The organism is Neobacillus sp. DZ-9 (assembly GCF_059587065.1).
Genome location: NZ_JCAIOL010000018.1, coordinates 41,848 through 56,454, shown reverse-complemented (window position 1 = coordinate 56,454; position 14,607 = coordinate 41,848). Strand labels below are relative to the sequence as shown.

General features: G+C 41.2%; 16 protein-coding genes. 3 read left to right on the top strand and 13 right to left on the bottom strand.

Annotated elements, in window-relative coordinates:
• The 10 genes from AC59HZ_RS29330 to AC59HZ_RS29285 all read right to left on the bottom strand — a co-directional run.
• A partial coding sequence (locus AC59HZ_RS29330; protein WP_496549268.1) for an alpha-helical endospore appendage domain-containing protein occupies nt 1-503 on the bottom strand: 503 nt, incomplete at its 3' end.
• A 188-nt stretch (nt 504-691) separates the two neighbouring features.
• Nucleotides 692-2,155 (bottom strand): nicotinate phosphoribosyltransferase, encoded by a 1,464-nt coding sequence (locus AC59HZ_RS29325; protein WP_496549267.1) that lies wholly within the window; start codon nt 2,153-2,155, stop codon nt 692-694.
• Between the two features lie 63 nt (nt 2,156-2,218).
• The gene (locus AC59HZ_RS29320; RefSeq protein ID WP_496549266.1) at nt 2,219-2,764 is read right to left on the bottom strand and encodes a cysteine hydrolase family protein; all 546 of its coding nucleotides are present in this window, start codon (nt 2,762-2,764) and stop codon (nt 2,219-2,221) included.
• Between the two features lie 497 nt (nt 2,765-3,261).
• Nucleotides 3,262-4,203: a diacylglycerol kinase gene (locus AC59HZ_RS29315; protein WP_496549271.1), complete on the bottom strand. Its 942-nt coding sequence runs from the start codon at nt 4,201-4,203 to the stop codon at nt 3,262-3,264.
• Between the two features lie 134 nt (nt 4,204-4,337).
• Nucleotides 4,338-5,261: a hypothetical protein gene (locus tag AC59HZ_RS29310; protein WP_496549265.1), complete on the bottom strand. Its 924-nt coding sequence runs from the start codon at nt 5,259-5,261 to the stop codon at nt 4,338-4,340.
• Complete coding sequence (locus tag AC59HZ_RS29305; protein ID WP_496549264.1) at nt 5,258-5,353, bottom strand: LPXTG cell wall anchor domain-containing protein; 96 nt, start codon at nt 5,351-5,353, stop codon at nt 5,258-5,260. Before AC59HZ_RS29305 ends, AC59HZ_RS29310 begins: the two co-directional genes overlap by 4 nt.
• A complete protein-coding gene (locus AC59HZ_RS29300) occupies nt 5,346-6,425 on the bottom strand; it encodes a hypothetical protein (RefSeq protein WP_496549263.1) in 1,080 nt (359 codons plus the stop codon). Before AC59HZ_RS29300 ends, AC59HZ_RS29305 begins: the two co-directional genes overlap by 8 nt.
• Nucleotides 6,422-6,886 (bottom strand): anti-sigma factor, encoded by a 465-nt coding sequence (locus AC59HZ_RS29295; protein ID WP_496549262.1) that lies wholly within the window; start codon nt 6,884-6,886, stop codon nt 6,422-6,424. The genes AC59HZ_RS29300 and AC59HZ_RS29295 overlap by 4 nt, the downstream gene beginning before the upstream one ends.
• Nucleotides 6,883-7,401, bottom strand: a complete 519-nt coding sequence (locus AC59HZ_RS29290) for a sigma-70 family RNA polymerase sigma factor (RefSeq protein ID WP_496549261.1) — start codon at nt 7,399-7,401, stop codon at nt 6,883-6,885. The genes AC59HZ_RS29295 and AC59HZ_RS29290 overlap by 4 nt, the downstream gene beginning before the upstream one ends.
• A gap of 339 nt (nt 7,402-7,740) precedes the next feature.
• Nucleotides 7,741-8,388 carry a pentapeptide repeat-containing protein gene (locus AC59HZ_RS29285; protein ID WP_496549260.1) on the bottom strand — a complete coding sequence of 216 codons (648 nt, stop codon included), beginning with the start codon at nt 8,386-8,388 and terminating at the stop codon, nt 7,741-7,743.
• Nucleotides 8,389-8,489: 101 nt separating this feature from the next.
• On the opposite strand from AC59HZ_RS29285, the gene plsY reads away from it, so the two are divergent.
• Nucleotides 8,490-9,110, top strand: coding sequence for a glycerol-3-phosphate 1-O-acyltransferase PlsY (gene plsY, locus AC59HZ_RS29280; protein WP_496549259.1), 621 nt, complete (start codon nt 8,490-8,492; stop codon nt 9,108-9,110).
• Nucleotides 9,111-9,307: 197 nt separating this feature from the next.
• Here the strand turns inward: plsY and AC59HZ_RS29275 are convergent, their stop codons facing one another.
• The gene (locus AC59HZ_RS29275; RefSeq protein ID WP_496549258.1) at nt 9,308-9,859 is read right to left on the bottom strand and encodes a thioredoxin family protein; all 552 of its coding nucleotides are present in this window, start codon (nt 9,857-9,859) and stop codon (nt 9,308-9,310) included.
• Nucleotides 9,860-10,084: 225 nt separating this feature from the next.
• Between AC59HZ_RS29275 and putP the strand changes: the two genes are divergently transcribed.
• Nucleotides 10,085-11,566 carry a sodium/proline symporter PutP gene (gene putP, locus AC59HZ_RS29270; RefSeq protein ID WP_496549257.1) on the top strand — a complete coding sequence of 494 codons (1,482 nt, stop codon included), beginning with the start codon at nt 10,085-10,087 and terminating at the stop codon, nt 11,564-11,566.
• A 32-nt stretch (nt 11,567-11,598) separates the two neighbouring features.
• Here the strand turns inward: putP and AC59HZ_RS29265 are convergent, their stop codons facing one another.
• Nucleotides 11,599-12,141, bottom strand: coding sequence for a DUF1697 domain-containing protein (locus AC59HZ_RS29265; RefSeq protein WP_496549256.1), 543 nt, complete (start codon nt 12,139-12,141; stop codon nt 11,599-11,601).
• 138 nt (nt 12,142-12,279) lie between these two features.
• On the opposite strand from AC59HZ_RS29265, the gene AC59HZ_RS29260 reads away from it, so the two are divergent.
• Nucleotides 12,280-12,711 (top strand): VOC family protein, encoded by a 432-nt coding sequence (locus AC59HZ_RS29260; protein WP_496549255.1) that lies wholly within the window; start codon nt 12,280-12,282, stop codon nt 12,709-12,711.
• 466 nt (nt 12,712-13,177) lie between these two features.
• On the opposite strand, the gene gatB is transcribed toward AC59HZ_RS29260, so the two are convergent.
• Nucleotides 13,178-14,605, bottom strand: coding sequence for an Asp-tRNA(Asn)/Glu-tRNA(Gln) amidotransferase subunit GatB (gene gatB, locus AC59HZ_RS29255; RefSeq protein ID WP_496549254.1), 1,428 nt, complete (start codon nt 14,603-14,605; stop codon nt 13,178-13,180).
• Between the last annotated feature and the right edge of the window lie 2 nt (nt 14,606-14,607).

Below are 14,607 nucleotides of genomic sequence, written 5' to 3'. Positions count from 1 at the left end.
GTTGTGGTTGTGGTTGTGGTTGTGGTTGTGGTTGTGGTTGTGGTTGTGGTTGTGGTTGTGGTTGTGGTTGTGGTTGTGGTTGTGGTTGTGGTTGTGGTTGTGGTTGTCGTTGTCGTTGTTGTAGTAGTCGTTGTTGTTGTTGTTGTTGTTGTAGTCGTTGTTGTTGTACTAGTTGATGTTGAAAGAAATTCAAGGACATTTTCAAATTTAAATTGGAGTAACATTTCTTTTTTGATAATTGTTTGCAGCATTTTTTCCGCTTCACTGTTAGCTGCTAATAACTCAGCTAAACTTCCAGCTTTAATGAGTGGATTTACCAGTTCATCATTAGAATCTACAAGGGTACCAATAGCTCCTTGAAGCTTTTCTGCTTCAACATTAATTAAATGGGCTAGTCCAAGTTCTTCAAATGCGATGCTTACAAGCAGCAAAAGGGCTACCTGTTCAGAATCTAAACCCTCAATGGGATTTATACCCTCTGGCGGGGTATTAGGAAAAGACATTAAAGTTTCAACTCCTTAAATATTTTTTATTTACTATCTTACGTTATTCGAAGTTTCTTTTTTTGTCTGTATGTTTTACCTAATGAAAAGCACTTTTTTACAAAGTAGAGTTACTAGGAAAAAGTGAAAAAAGAGTCACTATTAATGCTTCATGAAAAGAAAAAAGCGCCGAACAGGCGCCTTTCTCATTATTCCTTCATAGCTGCAACTTTTTCTTTTACTTCTTCAATATTCTTCATCTTGTTATCCCAGCATTTTTGGCTTAAATCGACTGGGTAATCCTCCGGGTTCATCGTGCGCTTATATTCGTCCCAAAGTGCGTCGAGATTTTGCTTCAAATAGTCGCGAGACTCTTCCAAACAAGGAATTTCAAAAACCAGCTCGCCGTTTACAAAAATATCTTCATGAAGTTCTTTTGCGGTAAAGTTGGTTACCACTTTATTCATATAAGTATGGGTTGGATGGAACATGCGCAGTCGTTTTTCCGGCAGCTTTTCATCCTCCATCGTGATATAATCCCCTTCTGCATGGTTGTTCTTATTATTGATAATCCGGTAGATTTTCTTCATCCCCGGTGTCGTTACTTTTACAGGATTGGAAGAGATTTTAATGGTATCTTCCATTTTGCCGTTTTCATCCTCAATAGCAACAATTTTATAAACCGCACCTAATGCAGCCTGGTCGTAGGCCGTAATAAGCTTTGTCCCGATTCCCCAGCTGTCTATTTTGGCCCCCTGCCCTTTTAAGCTTATTATGGTAAGCTCATCCAAATCACTGGAGGCATAAATTTTTGCATCCTTAAAACCTGCTTCATCAAGGAGTTTACGGGCTTCCTTTGAAAGATAGGCAAGGTCACCGCTATCAAGGCGAATTCCAAGGAAATTGATTTTGTCACCCATTTCTTTTGCTACCTTAATAGCATTAGGCACTCCCAAGCGCAAGGTATCATATGTATCAACTAAAAAAACGCAGTCCCTATGTGTTTCGGCATATTTCATAAAGGCTGTATATTCATCCTTATAGGCTTGAACCATCGAATGCGCATGCGTACCAGATACAGGAATTCCAAACATTTTCCCGGCACGAACATTACTTGTAGCTTCAAATCCTGCAAGATACGCTGCTCTTGTTCCCCAAACAGCCGCATCCATTTCCTGTGCCCGTCTTGTCCCAAATTCCATCGCTACTTCATTGCCGACAACCTGCTTAATTCTTGAAGCTTTTGTGGCAATCAATGTTTGGTAATTCACAATGTTAAGCAGCGCTGTTTCAACCAACTGCGCTTCTGCCAACGGGGCATCTACGCGAATAATCGGCTCATTGCCAAAGACAAGCTCGCCTTCTTTTAACGAGCGGATGGTTCCGGTAAAACGCATATTTTTAAGATAGTCTAAGAAATCATCATGGTAGCCTACTTCATTTTTTAAATACTCCAGGTCTTCTTCGCTAAATCGAAAGCTCTGGATGAACTGAATGACTTTTTCTAAACCAGCAAAAACAGCGTAGCCATTCCCAAAAGGAAGCTTGCGGAAAAATAGTTCGAAGACCGCACGTTTATTATGGATTCCATCTCTCCAATATGTCTCTGTCATATTAATCTGGTATAGATCGGTATGCAGAGTTAAACTATCATCATGATAAAAGTGTTTCATAATAAGACCTCCGGATACTATTACAGCTTTTCAACATTATATCCAATAATAACACTAAAAAGTTTATTTCACCATAGCACCAAGGGATTGTTCAAAGTGACCGAGCGCCCATTCATGGCCGGCTGGATTAAATGACGCCACGGCATCATTGTATACCACTATCTTGAAGCCCTTATTATAGGCATCTACCGCGGTATGAAGAACGCAAATATCTGTGCAAACGCCAACTAAGTGAACCTCTGTAATTCCTCTTTCGCGCAATTTGATTTCCAGGTCTGTTCCTGCAAAAGCAGAGTATCTAGTCTTATCCATATAGGTAACATTTTCACGGTGTTTATTCTGGTCATAAACCTCTTGAAGTTCGCCGAATAAGTCACGGCCTGCCGTTCCTCTAAGATTATGGGGCGGAAACAACCTCGTTTCAGGATGGAATTCATCGCCTTGATCATGGACATCGATGGCAAACACTACGTAATCTCCGTTCTCAATAAACTCTTTTGTCAGCCGGGTGATTCTTCCCTCTATCGCCTGCCCAGGCTCACCGCATGTTAGTGCCCCGGCATCCGCTACAAAGTCATACGTGTAATCGATATTGATTAATGCTTTCATATCTATCGCCCCTTCCATTTTCTTTCTTCGTTATTAAGTTTATTCGTGACGTTAATCGAATTTCCTCTCACCTTTATTATTTCTCAATGTGTAAACATCTTTTACGTTATAGGGTTCCTTTTCTTGACTCCTTTTGGTCACGTAGACTTCCTTTACGTTACCTTTTTCACTCTTCCTTACTCTCTTCGGTCACATAGACCTCCTCTACGTTACCTTTTTTACTCTTCCTTACTCTTTTCGGTCAAATAGACCTCCTCTACGTTACCTTTTTTACTCTTCCTTACTCTTTTCGATCAAATAGACCTCCTCTATGTTACCTTTTTTACTCTTCCTTACTCTTTTCGGTCACGTAGACCTCCTCTACGTTACCCAATTTCCCTTTCCATACCCTCTATGGTCACGTAGGCCCCTTTACCACAATCCCCTTCCCTAATTTGTTACAGGCAAGTATGCTTATTACAAACAAAAAAGCCCGCTCCCGCAGGAACGAACTTTTGTTAACTATATCTTTGTCCAGAGACCCAATCCTTCGGCCTATCAAGTGGGCGGATATTCTCGAGCGGTACGAACACCTCTAAATGACGGTAAAGGTTCTCAAACTCTGCCGGCAGCAAGCCGCCAAATTCTCCGTCCAAATTTAACTGTACTTTTTCAGAAGAATGGACTTTGATTCGGTTGGCCTGCGTGTAAATAACGTTCGGGTCATTCACGTGTTCACCACGAATCGCTAGCGTCGCAATCCGGATAAATTCAGCCAAATTAACTTTTTTCAAAATTAAAAGAGAAAACAAACCATCATTAATAGAAGCGTCAGGAGCTAGTTTTTCAAATCCGCCAATGGAATTAGTCAAACCAACAAGAAACATCATCGCTTCACCTTCAAAAAGCTTTCCATCATACTCAATCTTAATATCGGAAGCTTTAATCGAAGGAAGCATTTCCATCCCTTTTAAATAGTAGGCAAGCTGGCCCAGCATCGTTTTTAATTTGCTCGGCACCTCATATGTAAGCTCGGTCATTTTGCCGCCGCCTGCAATATTAATAAAATATTTTTCATTGATGCGTCCAATGTCGACAGGAATCAATTCTCCTTTTGTGATAATATCCACAGCACCGGAAACATCCCTAGGAATATGCAAAGCCCGGGCGAAATCATTCGTTGTTCCAGCTGGAATAATTCCCAATTTCGGACGATACTCCTGTTCGGCTAGGCCGTTTACCACTTCATGGATTGTGCCATCGCCGCCTGCTGCAATCACGACATCATACTTTCGCTCAACGGCAATTTTTGTCGCATTCGTCGCATCCCCCGCACCGGTCGTCGCATGACAAGATGCCTCGTAGCCTGCAACCTCTAATTTTTCAAGAATTTCCGGAAGATGGCGCTTTATCATTTCGCGTCCTGAAGTAGGATTATAAATCAGTCTTGCTCTTTTCATCATTTCATCATCCTATTTTTAGAAATCACAATTGGTTTTCTATATTCTACCAATTATCATCAAGGCTTACAATTAAATTGTAATGCCAAACGTCCATCTCCTATCATAACGTTTTTTCTTCGAAATGCAAAAATCTACTGATTCGTACTTAAATTAACACTATAGGCACCTGCAATATTAATATGGTATTTGCCTTCCCCAGTTTGATAAAAAGCGTTTTTCTCCAAGTTATCTTCCGGAACATTGGATTCTTTTTTCTCCTCTATCTTCCATTCACTCTCTTTCCCACTTAATTCCTGGGCACCCACTACTCCCACCTTCAAATTACTGTTTTCCGGTACATCAACCACAACAGATGAGGTACTCCCGATACTCCAATCATTTGCCAGATTCCTCGGCTTAAGGGTAAGCGAATCACCATTCCCTAACACTTCTAACTTCACATCATTCGGCACTAATATTGTCCCAGCCACCATTCCCGGCGAATCAAACGGACCAACTTGGTTTGGCAGGCCTTTTAAGTTTAAATAAAGCGTATCGCCTTTTTGATTGGCTGCAATGATATCATCAGCACTCTTAAGAAGCTTTGTTTTACCAGCTGTTTGCACCCGGTACGTGCCAAACATGCTGACCTCTTTTTCGTCAGTTGCTTCAACTGTCATATCAGAGCCTACGGTTCTGACTACCACCCGTTTGATGCTATCATCCATTTTATAGGAAAAGGCAGGCAGTTCAAACGACCGTTCCTCTCTTGCCATCACTTCCTCGACCTTTCCCATGAGGCCAGTTGAGCTCATAATCGCAAACACAATGCCCACTGTTCCAATCAATCCAACAAAGAAAATACTCAAAAAGTCATATCGCAGCACCGGTTTTTCCTGCCGGGATAAAAACAAATATAGTAAGATTTCAATTCCCAAAACAATTAATAAAATAGGCCACCAGCCAGTCATCACCTGAATGAGATTTAGCCCCAAAAACTTCGATAGAAAGAGGAAGACGCCAAGAAAAACGAGCGAGGCCCCCATCGAAAACGTTCCAACACGCCATGTCCTCATGCGTCCCGACCCCCTTTTCTTTTTCTAAAAAGCAACCCAAATCCGGCCCCAATTAGGACTGCGCCCGCTATCGTTTTTTTCCACTTAATCATGATTCTTTACCTCCCGCTTCTGTTTGCTGCCAGATAAAAGCTTAATACCCCCGCCGATCAGCAACAGACAGACGAGTCCGGTTTGGAAATAGCCTTGTAGCCAATACTGAAGATCGAAGTTGATGATTCTCGTTAATATTGGTGAAAGTGCCGGCAGCAGGATGTTCATCACTAAATAGTAGAGCCCCAGTAAGATAAGCCCGATGCCGACCCATTTCTGATGATTAAGGAAATAAGCGATGATCGGCACATCTTCAACCGTTTCTTCCCCGTACCTTGATGCCTTTTGGAGACCGTCAAAAAAGCTGTAAAACCAGATGATCGGGATTAAAAATAAGAAAATACCTAGACGCAAAACATCTAATATATAAACCGAGAATAAGAATGCTGCCATCAACTGAATACCGCGTCGCTGCAGGCCGAGATATAAATGACCGGCTCCAGGGAAAATCGAGAGAAAGGTGGCAATTGATTTGCTCTTCTTGCCGTCTTCCCGGCGCGCTTCAAAGTCTTCAAAAATCGTTCTGTCTACTAACTCCTCCCCGCGCTGCTTTTTGTTGACCTGCTGCACGGCATCAAAAAATCCATATACCCAAATCACCGGCAGCCCGAGCAAGAAAACAAGAAATTCTTCGCGGCTGGAAAGAGCCGTCACGAAGATTACCATGACGCCCAGGCCTAGAAAGGTCGCTAATAGGGTTAAGCCCCTGTTCATCAAGCCGAGCTGGAAATGACCAAGCCCTGGAACAAACGACAAGACAATCGTATAAAAACGTTCCGAATCCTGAGTAACCTGTTCATGTGGACCGTCTGAATTTCCAGCAGTAAGAGCTTTTTTCTGTTTGGAAATCTGTACACCCATATCAATAAAGCTAACTAGATAGATGAAAATACCCACCATAAATGGGACAACCACTACATCCCCACCTTGATTGGCGATGGCAATCACAGTAACCAACGCACAGCCAAATACAGCAAGTAAATAGACGGCACCGCGAAACATTTTTCCAAAATAAATATGTCCGAGCCCCGGAAAAAGTGATAATGTTAATGCCTTTGTCGAACTTTTCATTTCTTATTTGCCTCCTTGTTTTCTAGTGAATCCATCCATGCAAATGTTTTATTAATCACACCTTCCGTAACCGAAGGCTTTTTCTCTTGAATTTTTTGCGGACTTTCAAGCGAGTTCGCATAACTTGCCAAAGATTGAAAGGCCCCTGTTAACATTAATAAAATGGTTGCTGCCGCGGCTAGTAGATAATGGAATACAGCCTGCTGGTAAATTGGCTTTTTATTTATTTTTGGTGCAGCAGATTCTTGTTTTTGTTTCGAAACCTCCGCCATTACCAAATCGGTAAAATTGCCTTCATTTGATAGAATTGGGAGTGATGATTCATTTGCTGTAACAGCCTGTAAATAAACGTCTAAACATTGGTCGCATGTATACAGATGTCTTTCATATGTTTCACGGTCTTGTTCACTGATTTCCTCGTTGACGTATTGGAGCCACTCACCATAACTGTAATGCTTCATGAAAAATCGTCCTCCTTCCAATTCTTTTTCATCCAATTTCGAGCCCGATATAGTTTGGTTTCGATTGTTTTCACCTGAACCTGTTGTTCATCGGCCATTTGCTGATAGCTTTTTTCCGCAATGTAAAATCCGTAGATGACATCCCGGTAATTCTCAGGTAATTCATTCAGCCTATTCCTGACAAGCCTGCGCTGATCTAGTTCAATAATCTCTTTTTCCACACTATCCCTTGGCGTTCCTATTGCCCCCTGCTCGAGTGCCTCGACAACTTCCTCTTTTCGCCTTGCCTGTTTTCTTTTTACATCTATCGCATGATTGACGGCAATGCGCGTCATCCACGTTTTAAAACCTTGGTTTTCATATTGGGGGAGAGAAGTATAAATCTTCATAAACACTTCCTGTGCCGCATCTTCCGCTTCCTTTTGATCACGAAGTACAGCAAAGACCGTCCGGAACACATCATTGCGGTACTTCTCAACCAAAAGACGAAAGGCATGATCATGGCCTTGCAGCACTTTTTCTATTAAAACCGTGTCGTTAATCGAACTCTCCCCCTTTCTTTCAATCTGTCATATTAATAGACGAAGGGAATATGGTAACCCCCTACACTTTTTTTAAAAAAATTGGCTCTGATATATTTGGCTGTTGATTTCCGCTCCAGGCGCTCGCTTTCCGCGGGCGTGCCGGGGAGCCTCCTCGGCGCTTTGCGCCTGTGGGGTCTCCCCAGCCCCGTACTCCCGCAGGAGTCGAGCGCCTTCCGCTCCAATCAAAAGAGTTTAAAAAAACAACACTATCGTTTAACAGAGCCCCAAAAATAAAAACCGCACGATTGGTTTCCGCACGGTTTTATAGAGTTATTCTTTAATTATCAATCCCAGCAACTTGGCAAAGCCAATAGCCTGTTCAGAAGTAACAATGCATCCGTCTAAACTTTCAGGTGATAAGATTAGCTGATTTAAGGTGGAGCTACTAAAATCTATCCCTTTAAGCGCGGTTCCAGTAAAATTTACTTCATATAAATCACTTTCTTTAAAATCAATTTGGAGAAATTTCGATTCATAAAAGTCCGCATGACGGAGGGAGCATGTATCAAATTTCACTTGCTTTAAATCAGCATAGCCAAATGAGCAAAGGTTGGCATTGCAATGGCTAAATGACACATTGCGGAGTGTGGCATCTGAAAGATTCAGGCCAACAAGTTTAGATTCTTTAAACTCAACTCGGTGAATACTGGCATCACCAAAATTGGAATTGGATAAATCGCATCGTTCAAAAATAACATCAATTAGTTCAACGTAGCGAAATGAGACATCAATGAAAGTAACATTCTGAAATACCACTTGTTCAAACTTTAATCTTTCAATTTCATCTCCTATAATGGAACAATCACTAATCAATGCCACCGAAACATATGTATCATCCCGTTCCTCAAAATTCATTGGCATTAACTCTTTAGGAATAATAGGCTGTAAAATTTTTTGTTTCCGACTCAAATCGTTCATCCTCTTTTTAATCAGAATTGTGATAATTCTACAAAATAATACCATTTAATTGTGATAGAATGCTATTAGAAACAGAAAATTCTTTGACGGGGGAGATTCCTATGTTCTGGTTATTGCTTCTTTTGTCCTATTTAATCGGAAGCGTTCCTACTGCCCTCATTATCGGCAAACTGGTTTTTGGAGTCGACATCCGGGATCTTGGCAGCAAAAATCCCGGTGCAACCAACACGCTGAGGGTTCTTGGTAAAAAATCAGCCATAGTTGTCCTTTTGATTGACCTTGGCAAAGGCGCACTGGCCGCATCACTTCCTATTTTTTTCAACCTTGATGCCGAACCTCTTTACTTCGGACTAGCTGCCGTCATCGGTCATTGTTTTCCTATTTTTGCTGGTTTTAGAGGCGGGAAGGCCATCGCGACAACAGCAGGGGCACTTTTGATTGCTAATATCCCTTTGTTAGGAATCGCTTATATTACTTTCTTTTTGGTCATTTTTTTAACGAAATATGTGTTTCTTGGATCTATTTCTGTAGGCCTTAGTATGCTCTTATTTGCTTTTCTTTCACCTAACCTTGAATATGAACTCATCTTTCTATTATTCACTTTCTTTTTAATTTTCCTCCACCGCTCAAACATCCGAAACTTCATCTTAGGCATCGAACCAAAAATTAATGATAAAAATTTAGCGAATGACCGCATTCCACCTAAGAACATTAAAATGTAAAAAATCCACGACAGAAAATTCTGCCGTGGATTTTTTTATAAGGTCTGTCAAATTAGTTGTTGATTGGCGCTCCAGGCGCTTCGCTTTCCGCGGGCGTGCCGGGGAGCCTCCTCGGCCCCGTTCTCCCGCAGGAGTCTTCGCGCCTTCCGCTCCAATCAACAGTGTTAAAAATTAACAATGTTCTTTAGCACAGCCTATTATAAAAGAGTACTTATTATACTATTTGCCACTGTCTGCCAAATCGAAGAGTCTGTTTGATATGCTTTGCCTAGGCGCTTATACAATTCCATTTGCTTCTCCTGAAAATCCGGAGCATCTTTTTCTGGCAAAGTGGCGCGTCCCTCTTCTACTAATGCCTGTATTTCGGGCGCCCTCGGACCCCAAACTCCGACTTCCGTACCTTCCTGATTGATAAAAATAAAAATCGGGATTGCTCTAGAGGTGCCGTTTGTTAAATATTGATCCATTAGTTCAAGATTCTGATCGCGCAATACAAGCCGCACTTCTATGCCCGCAGCCTCAGAAACCCTCATTAATATTGGGTTATTAAGTAAAGCATCACCGCACCAATCCTCTGTTAAAACAATTGCCCTTAGCCCCTGAGGCTTTAACGCCTCAAGTTTGCTTTGGTCCTCTGCAGTTAACGTAAAGCGCTCATAAATCGAAAGCATTTCCTCTTTATTTCGACTCATAGAATTGATATACTCATCGAATGTCATTCCTTTTTGAAACCATTCATTTAATTCCATTTGGTAAATACCCCCCATACATTTACTTTTATGATAGCTATTCCTCGCACACCTTACAACGGAACTGCTTAACGCCCATTTAAAAAGCTATTCTAAGAGCATTATTCCCTATTTCAAAAAAGTAATAAATATACAGTAGAAATCGTTATTATAAGTTGGTAGAATATTTTATATATAAGGAATATTATTAAAAATAATTTCCAATATAACAAAGGGGGAAAAGAGATGTCTAATGAAACACTTCAATTAGTGTCGATTGGAATCTACTTAGCCGGCATGCTTTTCATCGGTTGGTATTCCTATCGAAGAACTAGCAATCTTACAGATTACATGCTTGGGGGAAGGTCATTAGGACCTGCTGTAACCGCCTTGAGTGCTGGAGCTGCCGATATGAGCGGCTGGCTGTTAATGGGACTGCCTGGCGGCGTTTATGTAACAGGTTTAGCGAGCGCCTGGATCGCGATTGGTTTAACGATTGGTGCTTATCTGAACTGGTTACTGGTGGCACCGCGACTACGTTCTTACACTCAAGTAGCGAATGATTCTATTACCATTCCTAGTTATCTTGAAAATAGGTTTAAGGATAAATCAAACATGCTCCGTATTGTTTCTGGTATTGTTATTCTTGTTTTCTTTACTTTCTATGTTTCTTCAGGTCTAGTTTCTGGAGCGGTCTTCTTCCAGAGTTCTTTTGGCACTGACTATCTTACAGGTCTTTATATTGTCGGCGGTGTTACCATTGCCTACACTTTATTCGGTGGATTCTTGGCAGTAAGTTATACAGATTTCATACAAGGGTTAATGATGCTGATTGCTTTATTCTTAGTTCCAGCGATCGGTATTTTCATTACTGGCGGACCAACTGAAACGTTTGATACGATTCGTGCAATCGACGCAACAAAGCTTGATTGGTTTAAAGGCACAACCTTTGTCGGAATTGTATCGGCAATGGCTTGGGGCCTTGGTTACTTTGGACAGCCTCATATCATCGTCCGTTTTATGGCGATTAAAACCATTAAGGAAACGAAGAGTGCACGCCGTATTGGAATGAGCTGGATGATTATTTCTTTAATTGGAACCATCTTTACTGGACTAATTGGTCTTGCTTATTTCCATAATAATACTGCTCATAAACTAGATAATCCGGAAGCAGTATTCATTTCTTTAAGTCAGATTTTCTTCCACCCGCTTTTCGCTGGTTTTGCCTTAGCAGCAATTCTCGCAGCCGTTATGAGTACGATTTCTTCCCAGTTAATCGTAACTTCAAGTGCATTGGTTGAGGATTTATACAAAGTAGTCATGAACAAAAACGCAAGTGATAAACGTCTTGTTTTCTTGGGAAGAATGGCTGTACTCCTTGTTTCTGTTGTTGCAGGAGCGCTTGCGTTTAAACAAAACAGCACGATTTTAAGCCTTGTTGCCTATGCTTGGGCAGGATTTGGAGCTTCATTCGGTCCAATCATTTTATTAAGCTTATTCTGGAAAAAGATGAACAAATGGGGCGCGCTTTTCGGAATGATTGTCGGTGCAGTTACCGTTATCGTTTGGAAAAACGTTGGTCTTGGCGATACTCTATATGAAATCGTTCCAGGATTTGTTCTTAACTTTGTTGTTTCTGTTGTTGTCAGCTTAGTTACGTATAAAAAGAATGAAGAAATCGAAAAAGAATTTGATGAAAGCGTCCGCTTACTTAAAGATGTTTCATAGTGATTCAAAAAACGCTCAAATTGAGCGTTTTTTTATTCCGCAATTGCTTTAGCCATAGTGTCCAGCTTCATTACCGTATTCCAGTTCCTCACTGTTGCAGGTACGCCGAGTTTTGGAAGCTGTGTTGCCAATTTAGAATCCCGGATGCTTTGGCGGAAAAAGAGATATACTTCTTTTCCGATTACTTTGCATTCATCCTTTTCACTTTCAAAGTTTTGCAAATGGTCAATCCCACCCTGAGTGGGTTCGCCCCCTAAAAAGGCTATTTGAATGCTTTCTCCTTCTTTTAAGACTTCCGTCGAATAAGGGCAGTCGTGAATGATCCGTTCGTATTCCTCCGCTGTTCTTATTATAACCGGGACTGGAAACCCAAAAGTTTTCTTTATTTCTTCCTCCAGTTGCCCGCTAAGCCTTTCTGTTTCCACATCTGATTCAAACAACACATTTCCACTTTGAATATATGTTTTCACTTTTTGTAAACCCATGTCCTCTAATAGACTTTTGAGGTCTGCCATTTTAATCTTATTATGACCTCCAACATTGATCCCCCGGAGTAATGCAATATAAATAGTCATTTATGTACCTCGCTTATTTAATTGGTTCCCTTCCTTAAATCTTAACATCTGTGGGGCAAATTAAACTACAAAAGAAGAAGGATATTTGTTTTGGATTGGAGAAAATAATGAACATTAACACTTGGGGAGGAAGGAAATATGGTTCTGCAAAGAGTAACTTTAATTACAATAGGAGCAATCAATTTACCTATTTTGCGTTCGTTTTATCAATCATTAGGCTGGGAAGAAACGGAATTTAGTTCCGACCAATATGCTGTTTTCAAAACGGCTGGGGTTCTGCTTTCATTGTTTCCAATTGAAGAATTAGCGAAGGATGCTGGCATTCCGCTCTCCCACTCAAAAGAATCTTTTCACGGAGTAAGCTTTGCTATTAATGTTGAGCAGCCAGAGCAAGTTGACTTGACCATTGAGGAAATCCGTCAGGCAGGCGGAAAAATATTAAGGGAACCAAGTGATGCCTTTTGGGGCGGCCGGACAGCCTATTTTGCAGATCCCGAAAACAATCTTTGGGAAGTGGCTTGGAATCCCACCTCTGTATTTGATGAGCGCGGGGCGATGATTTCTTTTTAAAACCTTTTTTAATTAACCTATTGAGCTGCCTAGGCAGCTCTTTTTTTTCGACAAACTTCTTGATAGACTTGTGAGGAAAAGTCTATCATATCAAGGAAATTGGTCTTATTAATCAAACGTTTGATTAACATCGAAAGTGACTAATTAAACGTTTGATTAAAAATGGTATTTGCCCCTATAAATAGTAGTTTTTCCTCTTAAAATGGGTAAGAATTATGCCGAAAATTTGGTTCATTGACCTCAAATACTTTAAAATACATGTCGGAAAGCTTCTATTATCCACTCAAATTACACATTTCGACAAGTTATCCAATATTTCTATTTTAATCAAACGTTTATTTAGTAAGGTAGCAATTCCTTATTTTATTTGGATTTTTCCCGGGAAATTGAAAAAAACAATGTCGAACCCTGCTCGACTTTTTTCTCACTAAAAAAGCTGGCAGAGTGGTTCTGCCAGCTTACCCATTTATCGCTTTTGTAATTCTTGCTGCAGCAATTGATTGACCAATTGCGGGTTGGCCTGTCCTTTGGTCGCTTTCATCAGCTGTCCAACAAGGAAGCCCACTGCTTTTGCTTTCCCATCCTTGAAATCTTCCACAGATTTTGGGTTAGCATCAAGAACTTCTGCAATAATTTTAAGGAGAGTTCCCTCGTCGGAAATTTGAACAAGACCTTTGTCTTTCACGATTTGCTCGGCATCCCCGCCGTTTTCGATTAACTCTTTAAAAACGGTTTTCGCAATCTTTGAGGAAATTGTTCCGTTCTCAATCAGCTTGATCATGCTCGCTAAGCCTTCAGGGATCAGGGCAACTTCATGCAGCTCTTTCCCTTCAGCATTTAAATACCCGGACACTTCTCCCATTACCCAGTTGGAAGCCATCTTTGCGTCTGCACCGGCGTTAACGGTTGCTTCAAAGAAATCAGCAGTTTCTATTGTAACTGTCAAAACCTTTGCATCGTAAACTGGCAACCCAAGCTCTTCCACATAGCGCTTTTGACGCTGATCTGGCAGCTCGGGAATTTCAGCGCGAATTCGTGCCTTCCAATCTTCATCAATATATATATCCATCAGGTCTGGTTCTGGGAAGTAGCGGTAATCATCCGAACCTTCTTTTACACGCATCAGCAATGTTGCACCGGTAGCTTCATCAAAACGGCGTGTCTCCTGATCGATTTTTCCTCCTGAAGAAACCACTTCTTTTTGGCGCTTTTCTTCAAACTCAAGACCTTTGCGAACAAAGTTGAACGAGTTCAAGTTCTTCAACTCGGTTTTTGTTCCGAATTCTTTTTGACCAACTGGACGAATTGAGATGTTGGCATCACAACGGAGCGAGCCTTCTTCCATTTTACAATCGGAAACACCGGTATATTGAATGATTGATTTTAATTTTTCCAAATAAGCATAGGCTTCATCTGGGGTGCGGATATCCGGCTCCGAAACGATTTCAACAAGCGGAGTTCCCTGACGGTTGTAATCGCATAGGGAATACCCTTTTTCATGATTCAGCTTTCCGGCATCTTCTTCTAGGTGAATCCGGGTAATCCCAATCTTTTTCGTATAGCCATTTACTTCGATTTCAATCCAGCCATGCTCGCCAATCGGCTTGTCAAATTGTGAGATCTGATAGGCCTTGGGATTGTCAGGATAGAAGTAGTTTTTGCGGTCAAACTTCGTATGTGTCGCCACCTCGCAGTTCAAGGCCATTGCCGCTTTCATCCCGAATTCAACTGCTTTTTTATTCAGGACCGGCAATACTCCCGGGTAGCCAAGGTCAATGACACTTGTATTCGTATTTGGCTCAGCACCAAAATGGTTTGGGCTGGCCGAAAAGATTTTTGATTCGGTCTTCAACTCAACATGGACCTCAAGTCCAATCACTGTTTCAAATTCCACTT

Bases quoted from the DNA above. Each gene is read 5' to 3' on its own strand.
- AC59HZ_RS29260 (WP_496549255.1), top strand. From the start codon at position 12,280: ATGGTTCTGCAAAGAGTAACTTTAATTACAATAGGAGCAATCAATTTA.
- AC59HZ_RS29295 (WP_496549262.1), bottom strand. From the start codon at position 6,886: ATGAAGCATTACAGTTATGGTGAGTGGCTCCAATACGTCAACGAGGAA.
- putP (WP_496549257.1), top strand. From the start codon at position 10,085: ATGTCTAATGAAACACTTCAATTAGTGTCGATTGGAATCTACTTAGCC.
- plsY (WP_496549259.1), top strand. From the start codon at position 8,490: ATGTTCTGGTTATTGCTTCTTTTGTCCTATTTAATCGGAAGCGTTCCT.
- AC59HZ_RS29305 (WP_496549264.1), bottom strand. From the start codon at position 5,353: ATGATTAAGTGGAAAAAAACGATAGCGGGCGCAGTCCTAATTGGGGCC.
- AC59HZ_RS29320 (WP_496549266.1), bottom strand. From the start codon at position 2,764: ATGAAAGCATTAATCAATATCGATTACACGTATGACTTTGTAGCGGAT.
- AC59HZ_RS29275 (WP_496549258.1), bottom strand. From the start codon at position 9,859: ATGGAATTAAATGAATGGTTTCAAAAAGGAATGACATTCGATGAGTAT.
- AC59HZ_RS29315 (WP_496549271.1), bottom strand. From the start codon at position 4,203: ATGAAAAGAGCAAGACTGATTTATAATCCTACTTCAGGACGCGAAATG.
- AC59HZ_RS29285 (WP_496549260.1), bottom strand. From the start codon at position 8,388: ATGAACGATTTGAGTCGGAAACAAAAAATTTTACAGCCTATTATTCCT.
- AC59HZ_RS29310 (WP_496549265.1), bottom strand. From the start codon at position 5,261: ATGAGGACATGGCGTGTTGGAACGTTTTCGATGGGGGCCTCGCTCGTT.
- AC59HZ_RS29300 (WP_496549263.1), bottom strand. From the start codon at position 6,425: ATGAAAAGTTCGACAAAGGCATTAACATTATCACTTTTTCCGGGGCTC.
- AC59HZ_RS29325 (WP_496549267.1), bottom strand. From the start codon at position 2,155: ATGAAACACTTTTATCATGATGATAGTTTAACTCTGCATACCGATCTA.
- AC59HZ_RS29265 (WP_496549256.1), bottom strand. From the start codon at position 12,141: ATGACTATTTATATTGCATTACTCCGGGGGATCAATGTTGGAGGTCAT.